The following is a 17,686-nucleotide window of genomic DNA, read 5'->3' as shown; positions in this document are numbered from 1 at the left end:
GTTTGGTCACGTAGACCCTGTCTATGTGACCGATTCGCTTATTTCACGCACTTTTGGTCACGTAGAACTCCTCTACGTGACCTCTTTCGCTTTTCTCTTGCATTTTCTGTCACGTAAAACCCCTCTACGTGACCCAGAAACATCATTTTTATGTTTTTCGGTCACTCCAGACTCTCTGCTGTGACCGAAAACTCGCTTTTTTACCTTTTTTGGTCACTCCAGACCCTCTGCTGTGACCGGAAACTCGCTTTTTTACCTTTTTCGGTCACTCCAGACCCACAACTGTCCACGAGCGGTGACAGGCACCGCGCTTACTTCACTAAATCCCCAACAAATTTAGGCAGAACAAACGCTGCTTTGTGTAGTTCTTTTGTGTAGTATTTGGTTTCGATTTCGTGGAAGCGGTCTTTGCTTACTTCTAATGGATTGTATTTCTTTGATCCGATGGTGAATGCCCACATTCCGCTTGGGTAGGTTGGGATGTTTGCGATATAAAGATTCGTGATTGGGAAGATTTCACGCACGTCGCGTTGGACGTTGCGAATTAAATCTGCCTTGAACCATGGGTTGTCAGACTGTGCAACGAAAATACCGTCTTCCTTCAACGCCTTAGAAATACCTGCATAGAATCCTTTTGTAAATAAGTTAACAGCTGGACCAACAGGCTCAGTAGAATCGACCATAATAACGTCATATTCATTTTCACTGTTGGCAATATGCATAAAGCCGTCGTCAACTTGAACATCCACACGTGGATCATCAAGCATACCAGCGATTTCCGGCAAAAACTTCTTAGAATACTCGATTACTTTTCCATCAATATCAACTAGTGTAGCTTTTTTCACGCTTGGGTGCTTTAACACTTCGCGGATCACACCGCCGTCGCCGCCGCCAACAACAAGAACATTCTCAGGGTTTGGGTGAGTAAACAATGGAATATGTGCCACCATTTCGTGGTATACAAACTCATCCTTCACAGAAGTCATGACCATGCCATCTAATAAAAGCATGTTACCCCATTCTTCTGTTTCCACCATATCAAGCTTTTGAAATTCCGTTTGTTCTGTATGTAAGGTTTTATTTATTTTCATCGTGATGCCAAAGTTTTCGGTTTGTTTTTCTGTAAACCAAAGTCCCATTTCCATCTTCCTTCCAAATTGTATATTAGACAACCTAATTATTTTTAGACTACCCAAACTATTGAATTACAAACATAAAGAAAAGTCTAGAAAAATCTATCAAAAGTCAAAGAAATTTTTACAATTTGCCGTTTAAATCACCCTCATTTTTCCAATACTGTTACTATGGAATTTTTTGGACAATGGGGGTGGGAGCAATGGAAATCATCACAAATCATGGTTTTCGCAAAACTGTTAAGTACTTGCGTGCGTTTTTAATCATTAGTTTAATAGGCTTCGCTCTCATGATGATTGTTTTTCTAGGGATCCTTGGCTATGCAAAAATTCTTGGAGCACCGCCGCTTGCTGTACCCCAATCTACTTTATTCTTTGCGGGTGACGGTTCATTGATTGGCGAAAGCAATAGTGGGCAGAAGCGCTACTGGGTGCCGCTCGAGGAAATCTCACCTGATCTAATCAATGCCACCGTTTCAGTAGAAGATAAAAATTTCTACGAACATAATGGATTTGACTATAAACGGATTGCCGGTGCAGTTCTTGCCGATATCAAAGCCTTTGCTAAAGTGCAAGGCGCGAGTACGATTACCCAGCAATACGCAAGGAATCTTTTCCTTGAACATGAGAAAACGTGGAAGCGAAAGATTCTTGAGGCGTTTTACGCCATCCGGATTGAGATGAATTATTCCAAAGAGGAAATTCTTGAAGGCTACCTAAACACCATTTACTATGGCAACGGTGCCTATGGGGTCCAAGCCGCCAGTCAGTTTTATTATGGAAAAAACGCCTCAGACTTAAATCTCGCCGAGGCCTCGATGCTCTCAGGAATCCCAAAAGGGCCTGGGTTATACTCACCGCTCGAGAACATTGACAATGCAAAAAAGCGGCAAGCGATTATTTTAAACACCATGGTCGAAAATGGCTACATTAAAAAGGCTCCGGCCCAAGAGGCAAAGGCGGCCCCACTGACCTTCGTCGGTGAGCATCCACATAAACATGTCGAAGCGGCACCCTACTTTCAAGATGCTGTAAAAAACGCTTTGAAAAATCAACTTAAAATAGATGACCGCACAATTGCTCTCGGCGGTTTAAAAGTCTTTACAACACTCGACCGAAAGCAGCAGGAGCTTGCGGAAAAGAAGGTCGCCGAAACAGTGGCAAGTGGTTCGGAAATTCAGATTGGCATGGTTGCCATGGATCCAAAAAACGGCTATGTCAAGGCAATGATTGGCGGCCGGGACTACGAAACAAGTCCGTTTAACCGTTCCGTTCAAGCAGTCAGACAACCCGGTTCAACGATCAAGCCGTTGTTATATTATGCTGCGCTTAGTCAGGGCTTTACCCCAGCGTCTACCATGAGAAGTGAATTGACCACCTTCCAATTTGATGATGGCAGGGCTGCTTATTCACCGCATAATTTTAACAACAAGTATGCTGACGACGAAATTACACTCGCCCAAGCACTTGCCGTATCGGACAATATTTACGCTGTCAAAACCCATCTCTTTATGGGCGAAGAAACATTGATGGATACAGCAAAGAAATTTGGCCTTTCTACAGAAATGGCCAAAGTTCCTTCGCTTGCCCTTGGGACCTCAGGGGTCCGCGTGATTGAGATGGCCAATGCTTACAGTCTATTTGCCAACGGTGGGAAAGAGGTCCATCCTGTCCTCATTACCAGAGTCGAAGATTATAATGGGGATGTAATTTTTGAGCATAAGAATGAACCAGAAAAGGTATTAGATCCTGCCAAAGCCTATGTCATGACGCAAATGATGACGGGGATGTTTGATCCAAAGCTGAACGGCTATGCCAAAGTAACAGGAAATTCGCTTGTAAAAAAAATCACCCGTCCCTATGCCGGGAAATCGGGCTCAACCGAAACGGATAGCTGGATGATTGGCTTTACGCCGCAGCTCGTAACTGCCGTCTGGGCAGGACATGATGTTGGCAAGCCGATCACGTTAACCGCTGAAAAAAGCTATGCAAAAAACATTTGGGCCGGGTTCATGGAGGATGCGTTGAAAGGGAAGCCAGTCAAGGCCTTTCAACCACCGAGGGAAGGAGTCGTCGGCGTTTATGTCAATCCTGAAAACGGCAAGCTCGCCTCAAAAGACTGCCCTGTCCGCCGCTTTACTTATTTCGTCGAAGGAACAGAGCCGACTGAATACTGTACCGAGCACCTGAAACATGGTGAAAAGCCAGAGAAACAGAAACAAGAAACGAAAGAGCCATGGTATAAGAAGATTATCCCTTGGGGTAATTAGAAATGGGAAGCGCCCGAGACGAGGTGCGGCTGTTATATCCATTAGAAAAGCTCCGGAGCAAATGTCTCCGGAGCTTTTCTGTGTCCTAGTCTTACAGTGTGTTCACACTGCTTAATAGTTTACTACTTTTTAGCAAAAAATTCTATTGCAAAAATATTTTATCCTGCATTAACGGGCAGTAAGTCCCCCACTGATTGAAGTTTCACTTTATTCTACCGATAATCCATTCTTCAACTCTTCGGCTGAGTTGTCCCAAAGCTGCTGATTATGGTTGCGAAGGAAATCAGCCAATACTTGCTTTGACTTATCATCCATATGATCTACGATAATATGGCGCTTCAATGATTTATCCATTCTATTCACATGTTCAGGCAGTGATTTATAACCGCGGCGGATTTCACGGTCAACCGTCATTTCACAGGCGGTAACCCCTGCATAATAAGGACCTTCCGGCTTACGGTCAATCGTCACCCAGACGAGCCAATAAGGCTTGGCATTCGGTACCTCATCCTTCGACTTCAAAAATTTGATTCCCTTTTCGACGACACTGCGAGCATGCATTGCCCCAACATCAATTTCAGCTTCCCCGGCATTTACATCAATAATCACAGGTGATACATTATCTAAACTCAAAGCACCCTTACCATAGCCCTTATGGCCATCCGTTGGGTCACTTTTTATGATATTAAAACCAAGCTTTTTCTTTTTTTCATCCATTGAAACCTTTTCCTCCTAAGTGAACAGTTGATAAAAGAAATTGTCTATGCCTTGCAGCAGCCCCGGAAGAATAAATTGGAAAATGGGCTGGATCGTATATTGATCTAAAGGCGTGATGACTAAAATTAAAAACAGCAAAACGCCATATTGTTCAAATTGGGTCATTTTCGCCCTAATATCATTCGGAGCCAAATCCTCTAAAATCCGATATCCATCTAATGGCGGGAACGGAAGGAGGTTGAAAACAAACAAGACGAGATTAAGCCAAATAAAAATGTCGAGAAATTCATAAAAGCCGATCGCATTTTCCGCAAACCCAGACCAAGAAACGAAGTACGCGACCAAAAACCCGATACACGCTAAAATCAAATTACTAAGCGGCCCGGCAACAGAAACTAACACCCCGGCAAGGCGCGGCTTTTTAAAAAAGAAGCGGTTGACTGGAACAGGACGAGCCCAACCGAAGCCAGCGATAAAAATGAGGATCGTCCCAAATGGGTCGAGATGCTTGAGTGGATTTAATGTCAGCCTCCCCTGATTCCGAGCCGTCATATCCCCAAATTTATAAGCAACGTATGCATGGGCAAATTCATGAAACGTAAAGGCAATCATTAACGTAATCGCGACATAAGGGATTTCCCTTAATGAATAGGCAAAAAATCCTTCCAAATCGTCCCCCCATCCCCTCTTTTTTTCTTTAAGTATACATGATATTGGATGTAAAATGAAAATGTTTGCTACAATGAAGACATACTATCATTAGGACAGCAAAAGGGGGAATCAATCATGCCATACGTGACAGTTAAGATGCTAGAAGGCAGAAACGAGGAACAGAAAAAAGCGCTCGTTGAAAAAGTGACAGATGCAGTTGTCGAGACAACAGGAGCTCCGAAAGAAGCCGTCGTTGTGTTTATCGAGGAAATGAGCAAAAATCATTATGCCGTTGCAGGAACAAGACTAAGCGACAAATAAGCAGAAAAGCTAAGCCACATTAATGTCCAGCTGCAGCGCCTAGGGGCTCGGGGTCATAAGCCAATCCGCCAAGAAGGTTAAAGAACAACCTTCTCGGCGGCTCGTCTTATGCCTGTCGCCCCTGAACAAGCCGCTTCCGCTTTTCTAGTGTAGCTTAGCTTTTTCCTTTAATGACCCAATATATTGGTAAGCCTGATCAATTTCTTCTTCCGTGTAGCGCTGACTGCTTTTGAGGGTAAAGACTTTGTTCGCCACTTCTTCTTTCGCTAGATTATCAAAATATAAGACCGTTGAAACAAGTTCCAAAAATCTAGCATTTTGATCGTTCATATCGCAAAGGCAATCTTGTAAAAACGGCATCTCGGTTTCGTTTAAACTCAAAAACTCTTTTCCGGTATCGGTCAAGGTGTAGCGATACTGAAAATATCCGCCTTTTTTCTCTCTAATTTCATTGAGGAAGCCCATATTACAAAGCTCCTCTACCCGCAATGTCAACTCCTCCGAATACGGGCCATAAAAATGAAACTGGAACTTTTCCTGAAACGGAAATTCTACTTTTTTCGCAATATATATCATCTTTTGCAGCTTTTTTCGTCCGATAATTTCACCGGAAACGGAAATCGCCTGCATCAGCTTCGCATGATCTTTTAACAACGTTCGTCATCTCCTACACCAAGGTTAAATCTCTAATAAAGAACGAATTTGTTTCTTAATATTCTTTTTCGAAGAATCATCCATCAAGAAATCAGCTGGATAATACAGTTTATGGTCGGTTCTCCGCTTTCCAGAAATGGCATCGACAATCTCAGACTCACGGGATAGCTCCTTCAACTCGCTGTTTTTCATTAACAAATGAATTGGAAGCCGCTCCTCTTCTTCACCTGGACGATAAAAGTCGTAAGGCAAATCTGACGAAGAATCAACAACCAAATAGTATTCTGGATCGAGTCCAGCCTTTTTGAAAAGGTGAGTCAGTTCAGCGAGCTTCTTATATTCCTTCGCTGGGTCAAATTCTGCATATTTGAACAAATTGCGATTGACGAACCGCTGGCATAGGTCGCTTAACACCGAGTCATCCTCTTCCTGCCAGCTTTGAAAATAAAACAATATCACCGCTTCATCCAATTTTAAATAGTCTGCTAATGTTACATTGTCGGTAAAGAAAGAATAAAAGTGCATTGGATCTTGTTTAAAGGCATAGTTTTCTTCAAATAGCTGCTTCGCTCGGTGAAGGATTTTCGTCAAAATTACCTCAGCACTCCGGGATACAGGATGAAAATAAACCTGCCAGTACATTTGGTAGCGGCTCATGATATAGTCTTCAACCGCATGCATTCCGCTCTTTTTAATCACAACTTGGTCTTCCTTCGGACGCATAACACGCAGGATCCGCTCCATATCGAATTGACCATAGCTAACCCCAGTAAAATAGGCATCACGTTGCAGATAATCCATCCGGTCAGCATCAATTTGACTGGAAATCAGACTGACGACGAGCTTTTTTTCTGATGTTTTTGCAATGACCTCGGCTACCTGAGCCGGAAAATCAGGACTCACCCTTGTTAACACAGCGTTAACCTCGGTAGAACCTAAAATAATCGCCCGAGTAAAATCCTCATGGTCAAAGTCAAAGACTTTTTCAAATGAATGTGAAAATGGGCCATGGCCTAAATCATGGAGAAGTGCAGCACAAAGCGTCAACAATCGGTCATCATCATTCCATTCCGGTCTGCCAGCAAAGACATCGTCAATGATGCGGCGGACAATCTCATAAACACCGAGAGAATGATTAAAACGGCTGTGTTCGGCTCCGTGGAAGGTTAAAAAGGTGGTTCCGAGCTGTTTGATCCGGCGCAGCCGCTGAAATTCCTTGGTCCCGACTAAATCCCAAATCACCCGGTCGCGGACGTGAACATAGCGGTGAACGGGATCCTTAAATACTTTTTCCTCACTCAGTTTTTCCGCCGAATATCGCATTGGTTTCCCTCTTCCTCATAGCTTTCTTCTATTATATCCCAATTTTCAGCAATTTTCTTCAGGATTTTTCGACATATCGTTGAAAAGAAAAATCACCTTAGTTCATTGGACGAAGGTGATTATTTTAGCTTTTTATTTACTTTCTCCATTAATTCCTCTTCGGTTAAAGCGGCAAGCGGACGGTTATTGACAAATGCGAATGTTTTTTTCCGGCCAGGACCACAATAGGATTGACAGCCGATTTTAATTTCCGCTTCGGGATCCAATTCTTTTAAACGAGGGATTAATGTCTTTAAATTCACGGCCTGACAATCATCACAAACGCGAAATTCATTGGACATTACTTCCAGTCCTTTCTTCACTTACTATCTATATTATTTTACCCAAAAAATAAACGAATTAACTCCTATGGTATTTTACAGTTTCTCGGTTTCTAATGCAAGTTGCAATCTTTAACAACTCTTTTAGTTAAAAAATCTACTATCCTTGTAGTTATTTTGGTATAAAGCTTAGAAAACTTGTCCATGATAAGACTAGAACTTTTAAAAACATTGTCATTATGATTAGGGAGTTGAAAAATATGAAAGTACGTCAAGATGCATGGACAGATGAAAACGATCTATTGCTGGCAGAGACCGTCCTTCGTCATGTCAGAGAAGGCAGTACCCAGCTGAACGCATTTGAAGAGGTAGGAGATAAGCTGAATCGGACTTCCGCAGCCTGTGGCTTTAGATGGAATGCCGTAGTCCGCCATCGCTATGAAAAAGCTTTGCAATTAGCGAAAAAACAGCGGAAACAACGATCAAGAGCATTAGGAAAAGACCAGGGCGGCAAGAAAAAATTGCTTTACAATCCGCCAGTACCAGCCGTTGAAGAGTTTGAAACTATGCCTGTTCCAATGGAAATGGCCATGGAAACTTATGAATCTGAAGATTTGACGACAGAAATGGCAGCAGAAACATTTATCCAGCCAACAGTACAAACTTATAGAGCACCATCTGCCTCCGGCTTAACGCTAGATAGCGTGATTCATTTCTTGCAAAACTTCAATCATTCCAATCTGCAAAATGAAGCACTAAAAAGCGAGAATGAAAGATTGAAGCGCGAAATCGCCGAATTAAGAAAGCAAAACGAAGAAATGACAGCAAAAGTGGAGGGACTCGAGCAAAATACCGAAACGATCCAAGAAGATTACGAGACATTAATGAAAATTATGAACCGAGCCCGCAAGCTTGTCCTGTTTGAAGAGGAAGAAAGACCAGCGGCAACCAAATTCAAAATGGACCGCAACGGGAATTTAGAGAAACTAGCTGAATAGAGTGAATATCGCAAGCGCCCTTGGCGTTTTGAGTTAGACAAATAGCTTCATTTCAGGAGAAGCAACATCCTCGTTTTTAAAAAAAGCCGTAAACCCATGTGGTTTACGGCCTTTTACATTTCTGAGAGTTTCTCATTTCGATCAAGTACCCTTTGATAATAGCTAGGGAAAAGTGTCAGTTCGTACTCATTTAGCTGTCCCGCATACAAATGCTCGCTATTATTTTTTAATTGATGTAATAGCCGGAGCAAACAATCCGAGATTGTTAAATTAGTGTCAAGCAGCTCGGACAAAGAGGCCATGACATCAGGGACAATTTCCGGATAGGTGAATTTTGTCTGCTCACCGTTTTTGGCAATCTCATAAAATTGCTTAATCAACTCGGCCCTGGCGCTGCCGCTGCCATTGACACAAAGATAGATCTGGACAGCCACACCTTTTTTGAGACGGCGCTGGGAGATGCCGGCGAATTTTTTCCCATTGATGCTAAGATCATAGCTGCCTGGACAGTAGGAGCCAACAATTTCGCGTGCTTCGATTTCTTTGTGAAAATCCTTGAACATGTTTTGGACAAGCAGCCACATCGTATCATAACCGCGGTTAATATCTATCCCTTTTTCTGTTTCTGGTAAGATTAACGAGATATTTAAGACGCCCTCATCAAGAACCACTGCAAGTCCCCCAGAATTCCTGACGATCGAGCGATAGCCATGAGTCTCAAGAAACTGCTGTCCTTCTTTTAAGAATGGCAGTTTCGTATCTTGGATTCCTAGCACCACTGTGTTGTGATGGACCCAAGTCCGTGCGGTCGCAGATGCCTCACCAGCACCAACTGATGCACAAACAGTATCATCGGTGCCGAATGACTGCTCGGCCTGAAAATGAATACCAACCGCTGACTGATCAATGACCCGCCACTCCGGCTGGCGCAGCAAACCTTCCATAGTGTAATCTCCTCTTTTTATCATTAACATTATTTTAACAAAAAGATTTGCCTTTTTATAGTTGGTCGAGTTTTTATAATGCCTGGAAGCATGGTTTCAATCTGGTTTCGGGCATTATGATCGCTTTATAATGACCTCATCCATGGGTCCTACCCGGTTTCGGGCATTATGATCGCTTTATATTGACCACTTCCACGGTTCCAACACGGCTTCGGGCATTATGAACGCTTTATAACGACCACAACCTCAGGTCATACCCGGTTTCAGGCTTTATGAACGCTTTATAACGACCACAATCACAGGCCCTACCCGGTTTCCGGCATTATGAACGCTTTATAACGACCACAATCACAGGCCCTACCCGGTTTCCGGCATTATGGACGCTTTATAACGACCACAATCACAGGCCCTACCCGGTTTCCGGCATTATGGACGCTTTATAACGACCACAATCACAGGCCCTACCCGGTTTCGGGGATTATGAACGCTTTATATTGACCACTTCCACGGTTCCAACACGGCTTCGGGCATTATGAACGCTTTATAACGACCACAACCTCAGGTCATACCCGGTTTCCGGCATTATGAACGCTTTATAACGACCACGATCACAGGCCCTACCCGGTTTCCGGCATTATGAACGCTTTATAACGACCGGATACATGGCTCCAACCCTGCTTCGGGCTTTATGAACGCTTTATAACGACCATTTCCATGGTTACTGTTCCGGTTCCGTCACATAGTGGCCCTTTATGTGAACTCTTTCGTGCTTTTCCCACCATCTCGGGCACGTAGAGTCTCTTTACGTTACCACCACCCTGCTTTTCCCACCATCTCGGGCACATAGAGGCTCTTTACGTTACCACCGGCCATGCTTTTCCCACCATCTCGGGCACGTAGAGACCCTTTACATTACCGCCAACATGATTTTCCCGCCATCTCGGGCACGTAGAGGCTCTTTACGTGACCGCCAACATGATTTTCCCACCATCTCGGGCACATAGAGGCTCTTTACGTTACCACCGGCCATGCTTTTCCCACCATCTCGGGCACGTAGAGACCCTTTACGTTACCGCCAACATGATTTTCCCGCCATCTCGGGCACGTAGAGGCTCTTTACATGACCGCCAACATGATTTTCCCACCATCTCGGGCACATAAAAAAGGAAAAAGCCAGCCCAAACTACCGGACCGGCCAAATCACAACTTATAATCCTTGCGCTGCAGTAATCAACGCAAGCTTGTAGACATCTTCTTCGTTACAGCCACGGGATAGGTCGTTGACTGGGCGGTTCAACCCTTGAAGGATTGGTCCAACAGCCTCGAATCCGCCTAAGCGTTGGGCAATTTTGTAGCCAATATTTCCTGCTTCTAGGCTTGGGAAAATGAATACATTCGCATCACCTTGAAGGACGGATCCTGGCGCTTTACTTTTCGCAACCGATGGAACAAAGGCTGCGTCAAATTGGAACTCTCCATCTAAAATCAAGGAAGCATCACGGCGTTTTGCTTCTTCCACCGCAGCAGCAACCTTTTCCGTTTCTGGCGACTTTGCTGAGCCCTTCGTTGAAAAGCTAAGCATCGCGATCCGCGGTTCGATATCAAACATATTCGCTGTTTTTGCACTTTCCACCGCGATTTCCGCTAAATCATTGCTATCTGGAGCAATATTGATGGCGCAATCTGCAAAGACATATTTTTCATCCTCACGAACCATAATGAAGACACCAGATGTCTTTTTCACGCCGGCCTTCGTTTTGATAATCTGCAATGCCGGACGGACCGTGTCTGCCGTTGAATGAGCCGCGCCGCTTACCAAACCATCGGCCTTATTTAAATACACAAGCATTGTGCCAAAATAATTTCCATCTAATAAAATTTTTCGAGCATCCTCTTCACTTGCTTTACCCTTACGACGCTCCACAAATGCTGCAACAAGCTCGTCCATGCCAGCATAGTTCGCTGGGTCATAGATTTCCGCTGAATCTAACGATACTCCAAGCTCAGCCGCTTTCGCCTGCACCTGTTCAATATTTCCGACCAAAATCGGTGTCAATAGATTTTCCTCTGCTAAACGGCTCGTCGCTCTGATAATCCGTTCGTCTAAGCCTTCTGGAAAAACAATTTTCATATTACGGCCCGAAATTTTTTGCTTTAAGCCTTCAAATAAATCACTCACGATTAAATCCTCCCTAAATAAAGCTTCCTATTTTAGCATACTTTACCTGTTGAAAAATTCAACTTCGTTAACGTTTACATTACAAATGTTTTTTTATTCAAAAAACTTCACACACCCTTACTATTTACTATTTTTCAAAAATTATCCCTAGAGTTTCAAACAAGCTTCCATTGGTCAAACTATGATATAGTAAAGATTGGTAGTAAGCACAATTCATTTAGGAGTGATAGTCAATGAGTGAAGCAGCACAAACACTTGATGGTTGGTATTGTTTACATGATTTCCGTACGGTTGATTGGACAACCTGGAAAATGATCTCAAGCGAAGAACGTGAGGCAGCAATCCACGAGTTTTTAGGTCTAGTAGAGAAATGGAATCGCACTCAAGATGAAAATAAAGGCAGTCATGCCCTATATACAATTGTTGGTCAAAAAGCTGATTTTATGATGATGATTCTACGTCCAACGATGGAAGAATTAAATGAAATCGAAACCGAATTTAATAAAACAAAATTAGCGGAATTCACGATTCCTGCTCATTCTTATGTATCTGTTGTCGAACTTAGCAACTATTTACCAGCTGGTGAGGATCCATACCAAAATCCACAAATCCTTGCCCGTCTATATCCGAAATTACCAAATGCGAAGCATGTTTGCTTCTATCCAATGGATAAGCGCCGTCAGGGCGATGATAACTGGTACATGCTGCCGATGGAAGATCGCCGCAATATGATGCGCAGCCATGGTATGATTGGACGTACATATGCAGGTAAGGTAAAACAAATCATAACCGGTTCTGTCGGCTTTGACGATTATGAATGGGGCGTTACGCTGTTTGCCGATGAAGTTCTGCAATTTAAAAAATTGGTTTATGAAATGCGTTTTGATGAAGTCAGCGCACGCTATGGCGAATTCGGTTCCTTCTTTGTCGGAAACATTTTAGAGGCAGACCGCATTACAAGCTTTTTACATGTTTAATATTTAGGTTCTCAGCTCAAGTGCTGAGGACTTTTTTTATACGTTAAAACCAGTAAGTCATATTTCCCCTTATCCCTTCATAGTAATAAAACAGCGAGTCTCTAGTAAAAGCTTCGGATGATTTCATTCACCCATTTGCAGGTAAAAGAGTATTTATAAAATGTTGGGTCATTCGTTCAATTTATTGATTAGGAGGGAAATAGATGAATCAAAATTACTTTCCACAAGGGTTTCAGCAATATCAAGGGGGCCAGCAGGGATTCCAGCAATATCCCGGTCAAGGAGCGGGGCAACAAGCTTTCCCTGGGCAGCAGCAGGGATTCCCACAATTCCCGCCAGCTGGAGCTGGTGCTGCACCGCAAGCAGGAGCACCCGTGCAGGGAATGCTGCCAATTGAACAGTCATACATTGAAAATATTTTACGATTAAACAAAGGTAAGATGGTCACGGTTTATGCGACCTATGAAGGAAACAGCGAGTGGAATGCCAAGGTATTTAAAGGTATTATCGAAGCAGCAGGAAGAGACCATCTCATATTAAGTGACCCGCAAACAGGTCAGCGGACTCTGATTACAATGGTATCGTTCGATTATGCCACTTTTGATGAGGAACTCGAATATGAATATCCATTTGGAGCAGGTCCATCTTTAGGAACCTACCCTCCTAGATAAAAAAAAGGCATTCGGCTCACAGCCGATGCCTTTTTTCTATAGATGTTTTACAGCGCCGATGATGATCATGACCCATGCTGCTAAAAAGCATACACCGCCAATGGGCGTGATGGCTCCTAATACACCCACCTTGGTCAAACTTAACAGGTAGAGGCTACCGCTGAAAAAGATAATCCCAACGAGCATTAACCACCCCGACCAAGTGAATTGCGTGCTTGCCGCTACTTTGCTAAGTAGAAGGCCAACGACTAAAATGCCGACTGCATGAAACATTTGGTATTGAACACCCGTCTGCCAAATATCTAAGTATTTTGGTTCTAGTTTATCCTTTAACCCATGTGCACCGAACGCACCAAGTGCAACGGCTAAAAAGGCATTAATCGCCCCGATAATAATAAAAACCTTCATAAAATTTCCCCTCCTTGATTAAAAATCAAATAAACTATCTCCATTCGCTTCATTATCCATCTCTAGTTTTTTTGGTTGATTGAGCGTTGTTGGTTGTGGTTGAAAAGATGGTTGTGTCATCATCGGCTGATAAACAGGTGTAGGATTGATTTGCATTTCACTTGAGACCTGTTTTTCGTCTAGGATCAACTCGCATAATATTTTAATAGAGTAAATCTTTTCCCGCAAGTGTTCCTGTTTCGTGCTGGCTTTAGCCTGCTTTAATTCGTCTTCTATTTTTGTTAATAATTTATCGACAGATATATTCATGTATCATCACACCTCACTAGGATAAGAATACCAGATTCACTCCAATAATAGAAATTCCGACACCCTTCATTGTTTCACGTGAAACATGTCATTTTTTGTATATAAAAAAACCGCACTTATAAAAGTACGGGCTTATCCTAAAATTCGTTGGTATATCGATTTAGCATGGGTGAGGTCTTTTGTGCCGTGGATGAGGGCGCGGCCGTCGTTGAAGATAACCATCCGCTCGTCTTCCATCTCGACTGACAGGAGGTAGGGATTTCCCTTCACCGAGTATCCAAGGGTGCTAAGCTGAGCAGCAAGCTGTTGGAGTGAGATTTCACCTTGCATAGGAGGACGAATTTGCACCGTATCCCTGCCGCATAAAACGCTGGTTTTTGTCATGTTTTCATGATCAAGATAAGGATATGTCCGCTCCTCGCCGCAAGATAAGCAGCCGGCAAACTTAGCTTTCCCCATTTTTAAGCTGGTATATTGATTGCGCCATAAATCAAAGCTGACAAACGATGCCCTTACAGCTTCCCAATCCTCAACCAAGATTTTTAAAGCTTCTGCCGTTTGATGAGAGACAACCATTTGCACCGCCGGAGAGATGATTCCCCCGGTATCACAGGTCATGCCCTGAAGAGGGATCGTCCGCAGCAAGCAATTGAGACACGGTGTTTTGCCAGGAATGATCGCAAAACTCATGCCGAAGCTCCCGACACAAGCTCCATAAATCCACGGAATATTGTATTTTTGCGAGACATCATTGATCGCCATCCGGGTCTCGAAGTTATCAGTTGCATCGAGGATTAAATCCACCCCCGCTACCAATTCCTCAAGCAACGGTGGAGTCGCGTCACCGATCAACGACCTCACCTCTACATCCGAATTAATGGCCCGTAACCGTTGTTCAGCTGCTGCAGCCTTCGGAAGCTTCTCGGCAACATCTTCTTCCGTATAGAGCTGCTGGCGCTGGAGATTACTGGCTTCCACATAATCACGATCAATAATTGTCAGCTTGCCTACCCCAGCCCGTGTCAGTATTTCTGCACTCCCCGAGCCTAGTGCACCAGCACCAATGATTAATACATGCTTGGAATTTATTTTTTCCTGTCCCTCTTTGCCGATCCCCGGAAAGAGGACCTGGCGAGAGTACCGTTCGTTCATATTGTTTTCCCCTTTCCCCAAAATCGGAACGTCATCAGCCGCCGCTAACAGGTGGGATGAATGCGACTTCATCACCTTCGTGGATGACTTCATCATCCTGGGCAAACTCTTCATTCACTGCGGTCATCACGGTGTCCATTTTTGGCAGGTCGTACTTCGAGGAAAGCTCCGCCTTCAACTCGGCAACGGTTTTCCCTCCCGCATCTAACCTCAGGAAGTCTTCGCCAACGGCATCACGTAAATGGGCGAAAAACAAGACTTTATTCATATAAATCCTCCTCATCTGGTTTACCGCTTGGATAGGCAACGGTTTCAAGCTGATTGCCTATCCACTTTTCGCCATCCTCCCAATGCTCTTTTTTCCAAATCGGGACGATTTCCTTAATGCGTTCAATCGCATAGCGATTCGCCTCGTAGGCATCGGCACGGTGTGGGGTAGAAACAGCAATCACAACAGCGACATCAGTAATATCCAGCTTTCCAACACGGTGAGTAATCGCAACGCGCGAGCCTTCCCAACGCTCCTCAATTTCTTTCCCAATTTGTTCGAGCTTTTTCACCGCCATCGACTCGTATGCTTCATAAATTAAGAATAAGGTTTTCTTTCCCTTTGTTAACTCGCGGACCGTTCCAATAAAGGTGGTAATCGCGCCAGCTTCCCGCTGCACCACTTTATCGATAACGGACTGAATATCAATCGTTTCTTTTGAAATCTCGTAATTCATCTATAACACCTCTTTAGGTTCAGCATTTTCCACTACTTCATAGCCGCCAATTCTTCCAACCTGTTGTTTAAAGGACGCCGATTGGATGATTTCGATCAGCAATCTGCCATTTTCACTTTCAAAAAAGCTTCTCGTCATAACTAAATCATACTCTTCATCGGCGACAGGAACAAATTCTAAACCCATCGCTTTTGCTGCAGGGAAGATTCCTAAGCCGGCTCCTTTTTCATCCCCATTGACTTCCGCAGCCACAGCTAAGTGAGAAAACATTTCTCGTTCATAACCAAGGATAGCTTCCGGTTCAAGGCCTGCTTCCTCTAAAAGCATATCAAACAAAATCCTCGTTCCAGCCCCTTTCTGGCGGTTAACGAAATTTGCTTTCTTCGCTTCCAAATCCTGAACGTTTTCAATCTTTAGTGGATTGCCTATTGGCAGAATCCAGCCTTGTTTTCTTTTTAAAAACGGATAAAGGACAATGTCCTGACCCGCTAACAATTTCTTTATATAAGAGATATTATATTGCTTTGTGTTTGGGTCAAGCAAATGAATCCCCGCTACATGGGCCTCTCCTTTTCTGATGGCCATAATCCCAGCCATACTGCCGACATGGGATGAGACAATTTTTCGATTGGTGCGTACCCTTTTTAACTGGGAGGACAACAGGTCAATCGTCATGTCATGGCTGCCGCAAAAGACGATCGCGTTTTTGATTTCCTCAAGCGGTCTCATCAGCTCGACTTCAACGAGATCCCCTTGTTCATAGCCGCTCACATTTGCTGGTATGACTAAGAGGCCATCCGCTCTGACATACGACATTGTCACTCCAGCTGCCCTTGTCAGCGGCGTGGCAACAAATTGTCCATTCACATAGCCGATATTCATTCTAATAAAATCCTCAGCCCCCATACTAGAGACAATTCGGCGGCCGAGCTTGACCGTAACGGTTTGCCGCATTGGTTCTGGAATTTGTAAATACATACAAATAATCGGCTGTAAAAACCATTCCAACGCAAGATAAGCCGATACCGGATAACCTGGTACTCCGATGACGATTTTCCCGTTTATTTCCCCTAAAATTACAGGTTTCCCTGGACGTGCGGCGACCCCATGAGTAAAGACGGTCCCGATTTCACCAATAATATGAACGGTGTAATCCTTTGAACCTGCAGATGATCCGGCATTAATCACGATAATGTCAGCTGTTTCAGCGGCAGCTAACAAAACAGCTTTAATCTTTTCCGGTTCATCCTTAACAATCGGCTGCAATGCAGGTTCTCCGCCCCACTCTTTGACAAAATTCGCAAATACTGTGCCGTTAAATTCGATAATCTTTCCTGATGAAAGAGGTGAGTTTGCTGCAATTAACTCGTTGCCTGTTGGAATAATCGTGACTACCGGCTTCTTAACGACAGGAATTTCAAGTTGCTGCGATGATAACAGCACACCTAAATCCACCGCTCTAATCCTATGACCTTGCGGGAAGAGCATTTCCTCTTGCACAATATCTTCCCCAATCGGGCGGATATGCTGCCAGGGTGTTGCAGGCTCGATAATTTCAACCGTTTCTTCATCAATGATATCGACCTTTTCAATCATGATCACGGCATTGAAAGGGGCGGGGATCGCGTTTCCCGTATCAACAATCACAAATTGTGTATCGAGCTGCAAACGAAGTGGACTTTGTTCGTGTGCGCTATAAGTGCTCTCCGCCACCACCGCAATCCCATCCATGGCCGATGCGTGATAGTGCGGAGTTGAATTATGCGCAAAAATCGGCTCAGCCGTAACCCGCCCAAGGGCATCTGTCGTAGGAATCATTTCTTTCACAAGGGGCAGCCGGAAAGCCTCCAGGATTTCCTGCTTCGCTTGCAATCGGGGTTTGTCCTCTAAATAAATTTTTCGTTTATAGCGCTTATGCTCCATCATTCGATCCC

At 43.9% G+C, this 17,686-nt stretch carries 19 protein-coding genes; 5 read left to right on the top strand and 14 right to left on the bottom strand.

The features are described from left to right. Positions 1 to 311: 311 nt before the first annotated feature. Positions 312 to 1,139 carry a spermidine synthase gene (gene speE / locus ACWM35_RS19875; protein WP_454820619.1) on the bottom strand — a complete coding sequence of 276 codons (828 nt, stop codon included), beginning with the start codon at positions 1,137 to 1,139 and terminating at the stop codon, positions 312 to 314. 197 nt (positions 1,140 to 1,336) lie between these two features. Between speE and ACWM35_RS19870 the strand changes: the two genes are divergently transcribed. After that, the gene (locus ACWM35_RS19870) at positions 1,337 to 3,403 is read left to right on the top strand and encodes a transglycosylase domain-containing protein (RefSeq protein ID WP_454820618.1); all 2,067 of its coding nucleotides are present in this window, start codon (positions 1,337 to 1,339) and stop codon (positions 3,401 to 3,403) included. Positions 3,404 to 3,610: 207 nt separating this feature from the next. On the opposite strand, the gene ACWM35_RS19865 is transcribed toward ACWM35_RS19870, so the two are convergent. Together ACWM35_RS19865 and ACWM35_RS19860 are read right to left on the bottom strand one after the other, a co-directional pair. Beyond that, complete coding sequence (locus ACWM35_RS19865; RefSeq protein ID WP_454820617.1) at positions 3,611 to 4,120, bottom strand: YwhD family protein; 510 nt, start codon at positions 4,118 to 4,120, stop codon at positions 3,611 to 3,613. A gap of 15 nt (positions 4,121 to 4,135) precedes the next feature. Beyond that, positions 4,136 to 4,789, bottom strand: coding sequence for a site-2 protease family protein (locus ACWM35_RS19860; RefSeq protein ID WP_454820616.1), 654 nt, complete (start codon positions 4,787 to 4,789; stop codon positions 4,136 to 4,138). Positions 4,790 to 4,906: 117 nt separating this feature from the next. Between ACWM35_RS19860 and ACWM35_RS19855 the strand changes: the two genes are divergently transcribed. Beyond that, positions 4,907 to 5,092 carry a 2-hydroxymuconate tautomerase gene (locus tag ACWM35_RS19855; RefSeq protein ID WP_454820615.1) on the top strand — a complete coding sequence of 62 codons (186 nt, stop codon included), beginning with the start codon at positions 4,907 to 4,909 and terminating at the stop codon, positions 5,090 to 5,092. 144 nt (positions 5,093 to 5,236) lie between these two features. Here the strand turns inward: ACWM35_RS19855 and ACWM35_RS19850 are convergent, their stop codons facing one another. From ACWM35_RS19850 to ACWM35_RS19840, 3 genes are all read right to left on the bottom strand, one after another. Next, positions 5,237 to 5,746 (bottom strand): YwgA family protein, encoded by a 510-nt coding sequence (locus ACWM35_RS19850; RefSeq protein ID WP_454820614.1) that lies wholly within the window; start codon positions 5,744 to 5,746, stop codon positions 5,237 to 5,239. 24 nt (positions 5,747 to 5,770) lie between these two features. Beyond that, positions 5,771 to 7,069: an HD domain-containing protein gene (locus tag ACWM35_RS19845; protein WP_454820613.1), complete on the bottom strand. Its 1,299-nt coding sequence runs from the start codon at positions 7,067 to 7,069 to the stop codon at positions 5,771 to 5,773. Positions 7,070 to 7,188: 119 nt separating this feature from the next. Beyond that, positions 7,189 to 7,410, bottom strand: a complete 222-nt coding sequence (locus ACWM35_RS19840; RefSeq protein WP_454820612.1) for a DUF1450 domain-containing protein — start codon at positions 7,408 to 7,410, stop codon at positions 7,189 to 7,191. Positions 7,411 to 7,649: 239 nt separating this feature from the next. Between ACWM35_RS19840 and ACWM35_RS19835 the strand changes: the two genes are divergently transcribed. Next, positions 7,650 to 8,387 (top strand): RsfA family transcriptional regulator, encoded by a 738-nt coding sequence (locus ACWM35_RS19835; RefSeq protein WP_454820611.1) that lies wholly within the window; start codon positions 7,650 to 7,652, stop codon positions 8,385 to 8,387. A 113-nt stretch (positions 8,388 to 8,500) separates the two neighbouring features. Here ACWM35_RS19835 and ACWM35_RS19830 read toward each other — a convergent pair whose 3' ends face one another. Together ACWM35_RS19830 and pta are read right to left on the bottom strand one after the other, a co-directional pair. After that, a complete protein-coding gene (locus ACWM35_RS19830) occupies positions 8,501 to 9,331 on the bottom strand; it encodes a lipoate--protein ligase family protein (RefSeq protein WP_454820610.1) in 831 nt (276 codons plus the stop codon). A gap of 1,207 nt (positions 9,332 to 10,538) precedes the next feature. After that, positions 10,539 to 11,510 carry a phosphate acetyltransferase gene (gene pta / locus ACWM35_RS19825; protein WP_454820609.1) on the bottom strand — a complete coding sequence of 324 codons (972 nt, stop codon included), beginning with the start codon at positions 11,508 to 11,510 and terminating at the stop codon, positions 10,539 to 10,541. Between the two features lie 233 nt (positions 11,511 to 11,743). Here pta and hemQ point away from each other — a divergent pair, with 233 nt between their 5' ends. Beyond that, the gene (gene hemQ / locus ACWM35_RS19820; RefSeq protein WP_454820608.1) at positions 11,744 to 12,487 is read left to right on the top strand and encodes a hydrogen peroxide-dependent heme synthase; all 744 of its coding nucleotides are present in this window, start codon (positions 11,744 to 11,746) and stop codon (positions 12,485 to 12,487) included. A 203-nt stretch (positions 12,488 to 12,690) separates the two neighbouring features. Then, a complete protein-coding gene (gene gerQ / locus ACWM35_RS19815) occupies positions 12,691 to 13,158 on the top strand; it encodes a spore coat protein GerQ (RefSeq protein ID WP_454820607.1) in 468 nt (155 codons plus the stop codon). 36 nt (positions 13,159 to 13,194) lie between these two features. Here gerQ and ACWM35_RS19810 read toward each other — a convergent pair whose 3' ends face one another. From ACWM35_RS19810 to ACWM35_RS19785, 6 genes are all read right to left on the bottom strand, one after another. Beyond that, on the bottom strand, positions 13,195 to 13,566 hold the full coding sequence (locus ACWM35_RS19810) for a DUF423 domain-containing protein (RefSeq protein ID WP_454820605.1): 372 nt from the start codon (positions 13,564 to 13,566) through the stop codon (positions 13,195 to 13,197). A gap of 18 nt (positions 13,567 to 13,584) precedes the next feature. Then, positions 13,585 to 13,875, bottom strand: a complete 291-nt coding sequence (locus tag ACWM35_RS19805) for a YwdI family protein (RefSeq protein ID WP_454820604.1) — start codon at positions 13,873 to 13,875, stop codon at positions 13,585 to 13,587. 132 nt (positions 13,876 to 14,007) lie between these two features. Then, a complete protein-coding gene (locus ACWM35_RS19800; protein WP_454820603.1) occupies positions 14,008 to 15,027 on the bottom strand; it encodes a thiazole biosynthesis adenylyltransferase ThiF in 1,020 nt (339 codons plus the stop codon). 34 nt (positions 15,028 to 15,061) lie between these two features. Continuing rightward, positions 15,062 to 15,295: a molybdopterin converting factor subunit 1 gene (gene moaD, locus ACWM35_RS19795; protein ID WP_454820602.1), complete on the bottom strand. Its 234-nt coding sequence runs from the start codon at positions 15,293 to 15,295 to the stop codon at positions 15,062 to 15,064. Next, positions 15,288 to 15,752, bottom strand: coding sequence for a molybdenum cofactor biosynthesis protein MoaE (locus tag ACWM35_RS19790; protein WP_454820601.1), 465 nt, complete (start codon positions 15,750 to 15,752; stop codon positions 15,288 to 15,290). Before ACWM35_RS19790 ends, moaD begins: the two co-directional genes overlap by 8 nt. Further along, positions 15,753 to 17,675 (bottom strand): molybdopterin biosynthesis protein, encoded by a 1,923-nt coding sequence (locus ACWM35_RS19785; RefSeq protein WP_454820600.1) that lies wholly within the window; start codon positions 17,673 to 17,675, stop codon positions 15,753 to 15,755. Positions 17,676 to 17,686 lie beyond the last annotated feature (11 nt).

The sequence above is a fragment of the Neobacillus sp. K501 genome (assembly GCF_053749995.1).
This window is presented reverse-complemented; position numbering and strand designations above follow the sequence as displayed.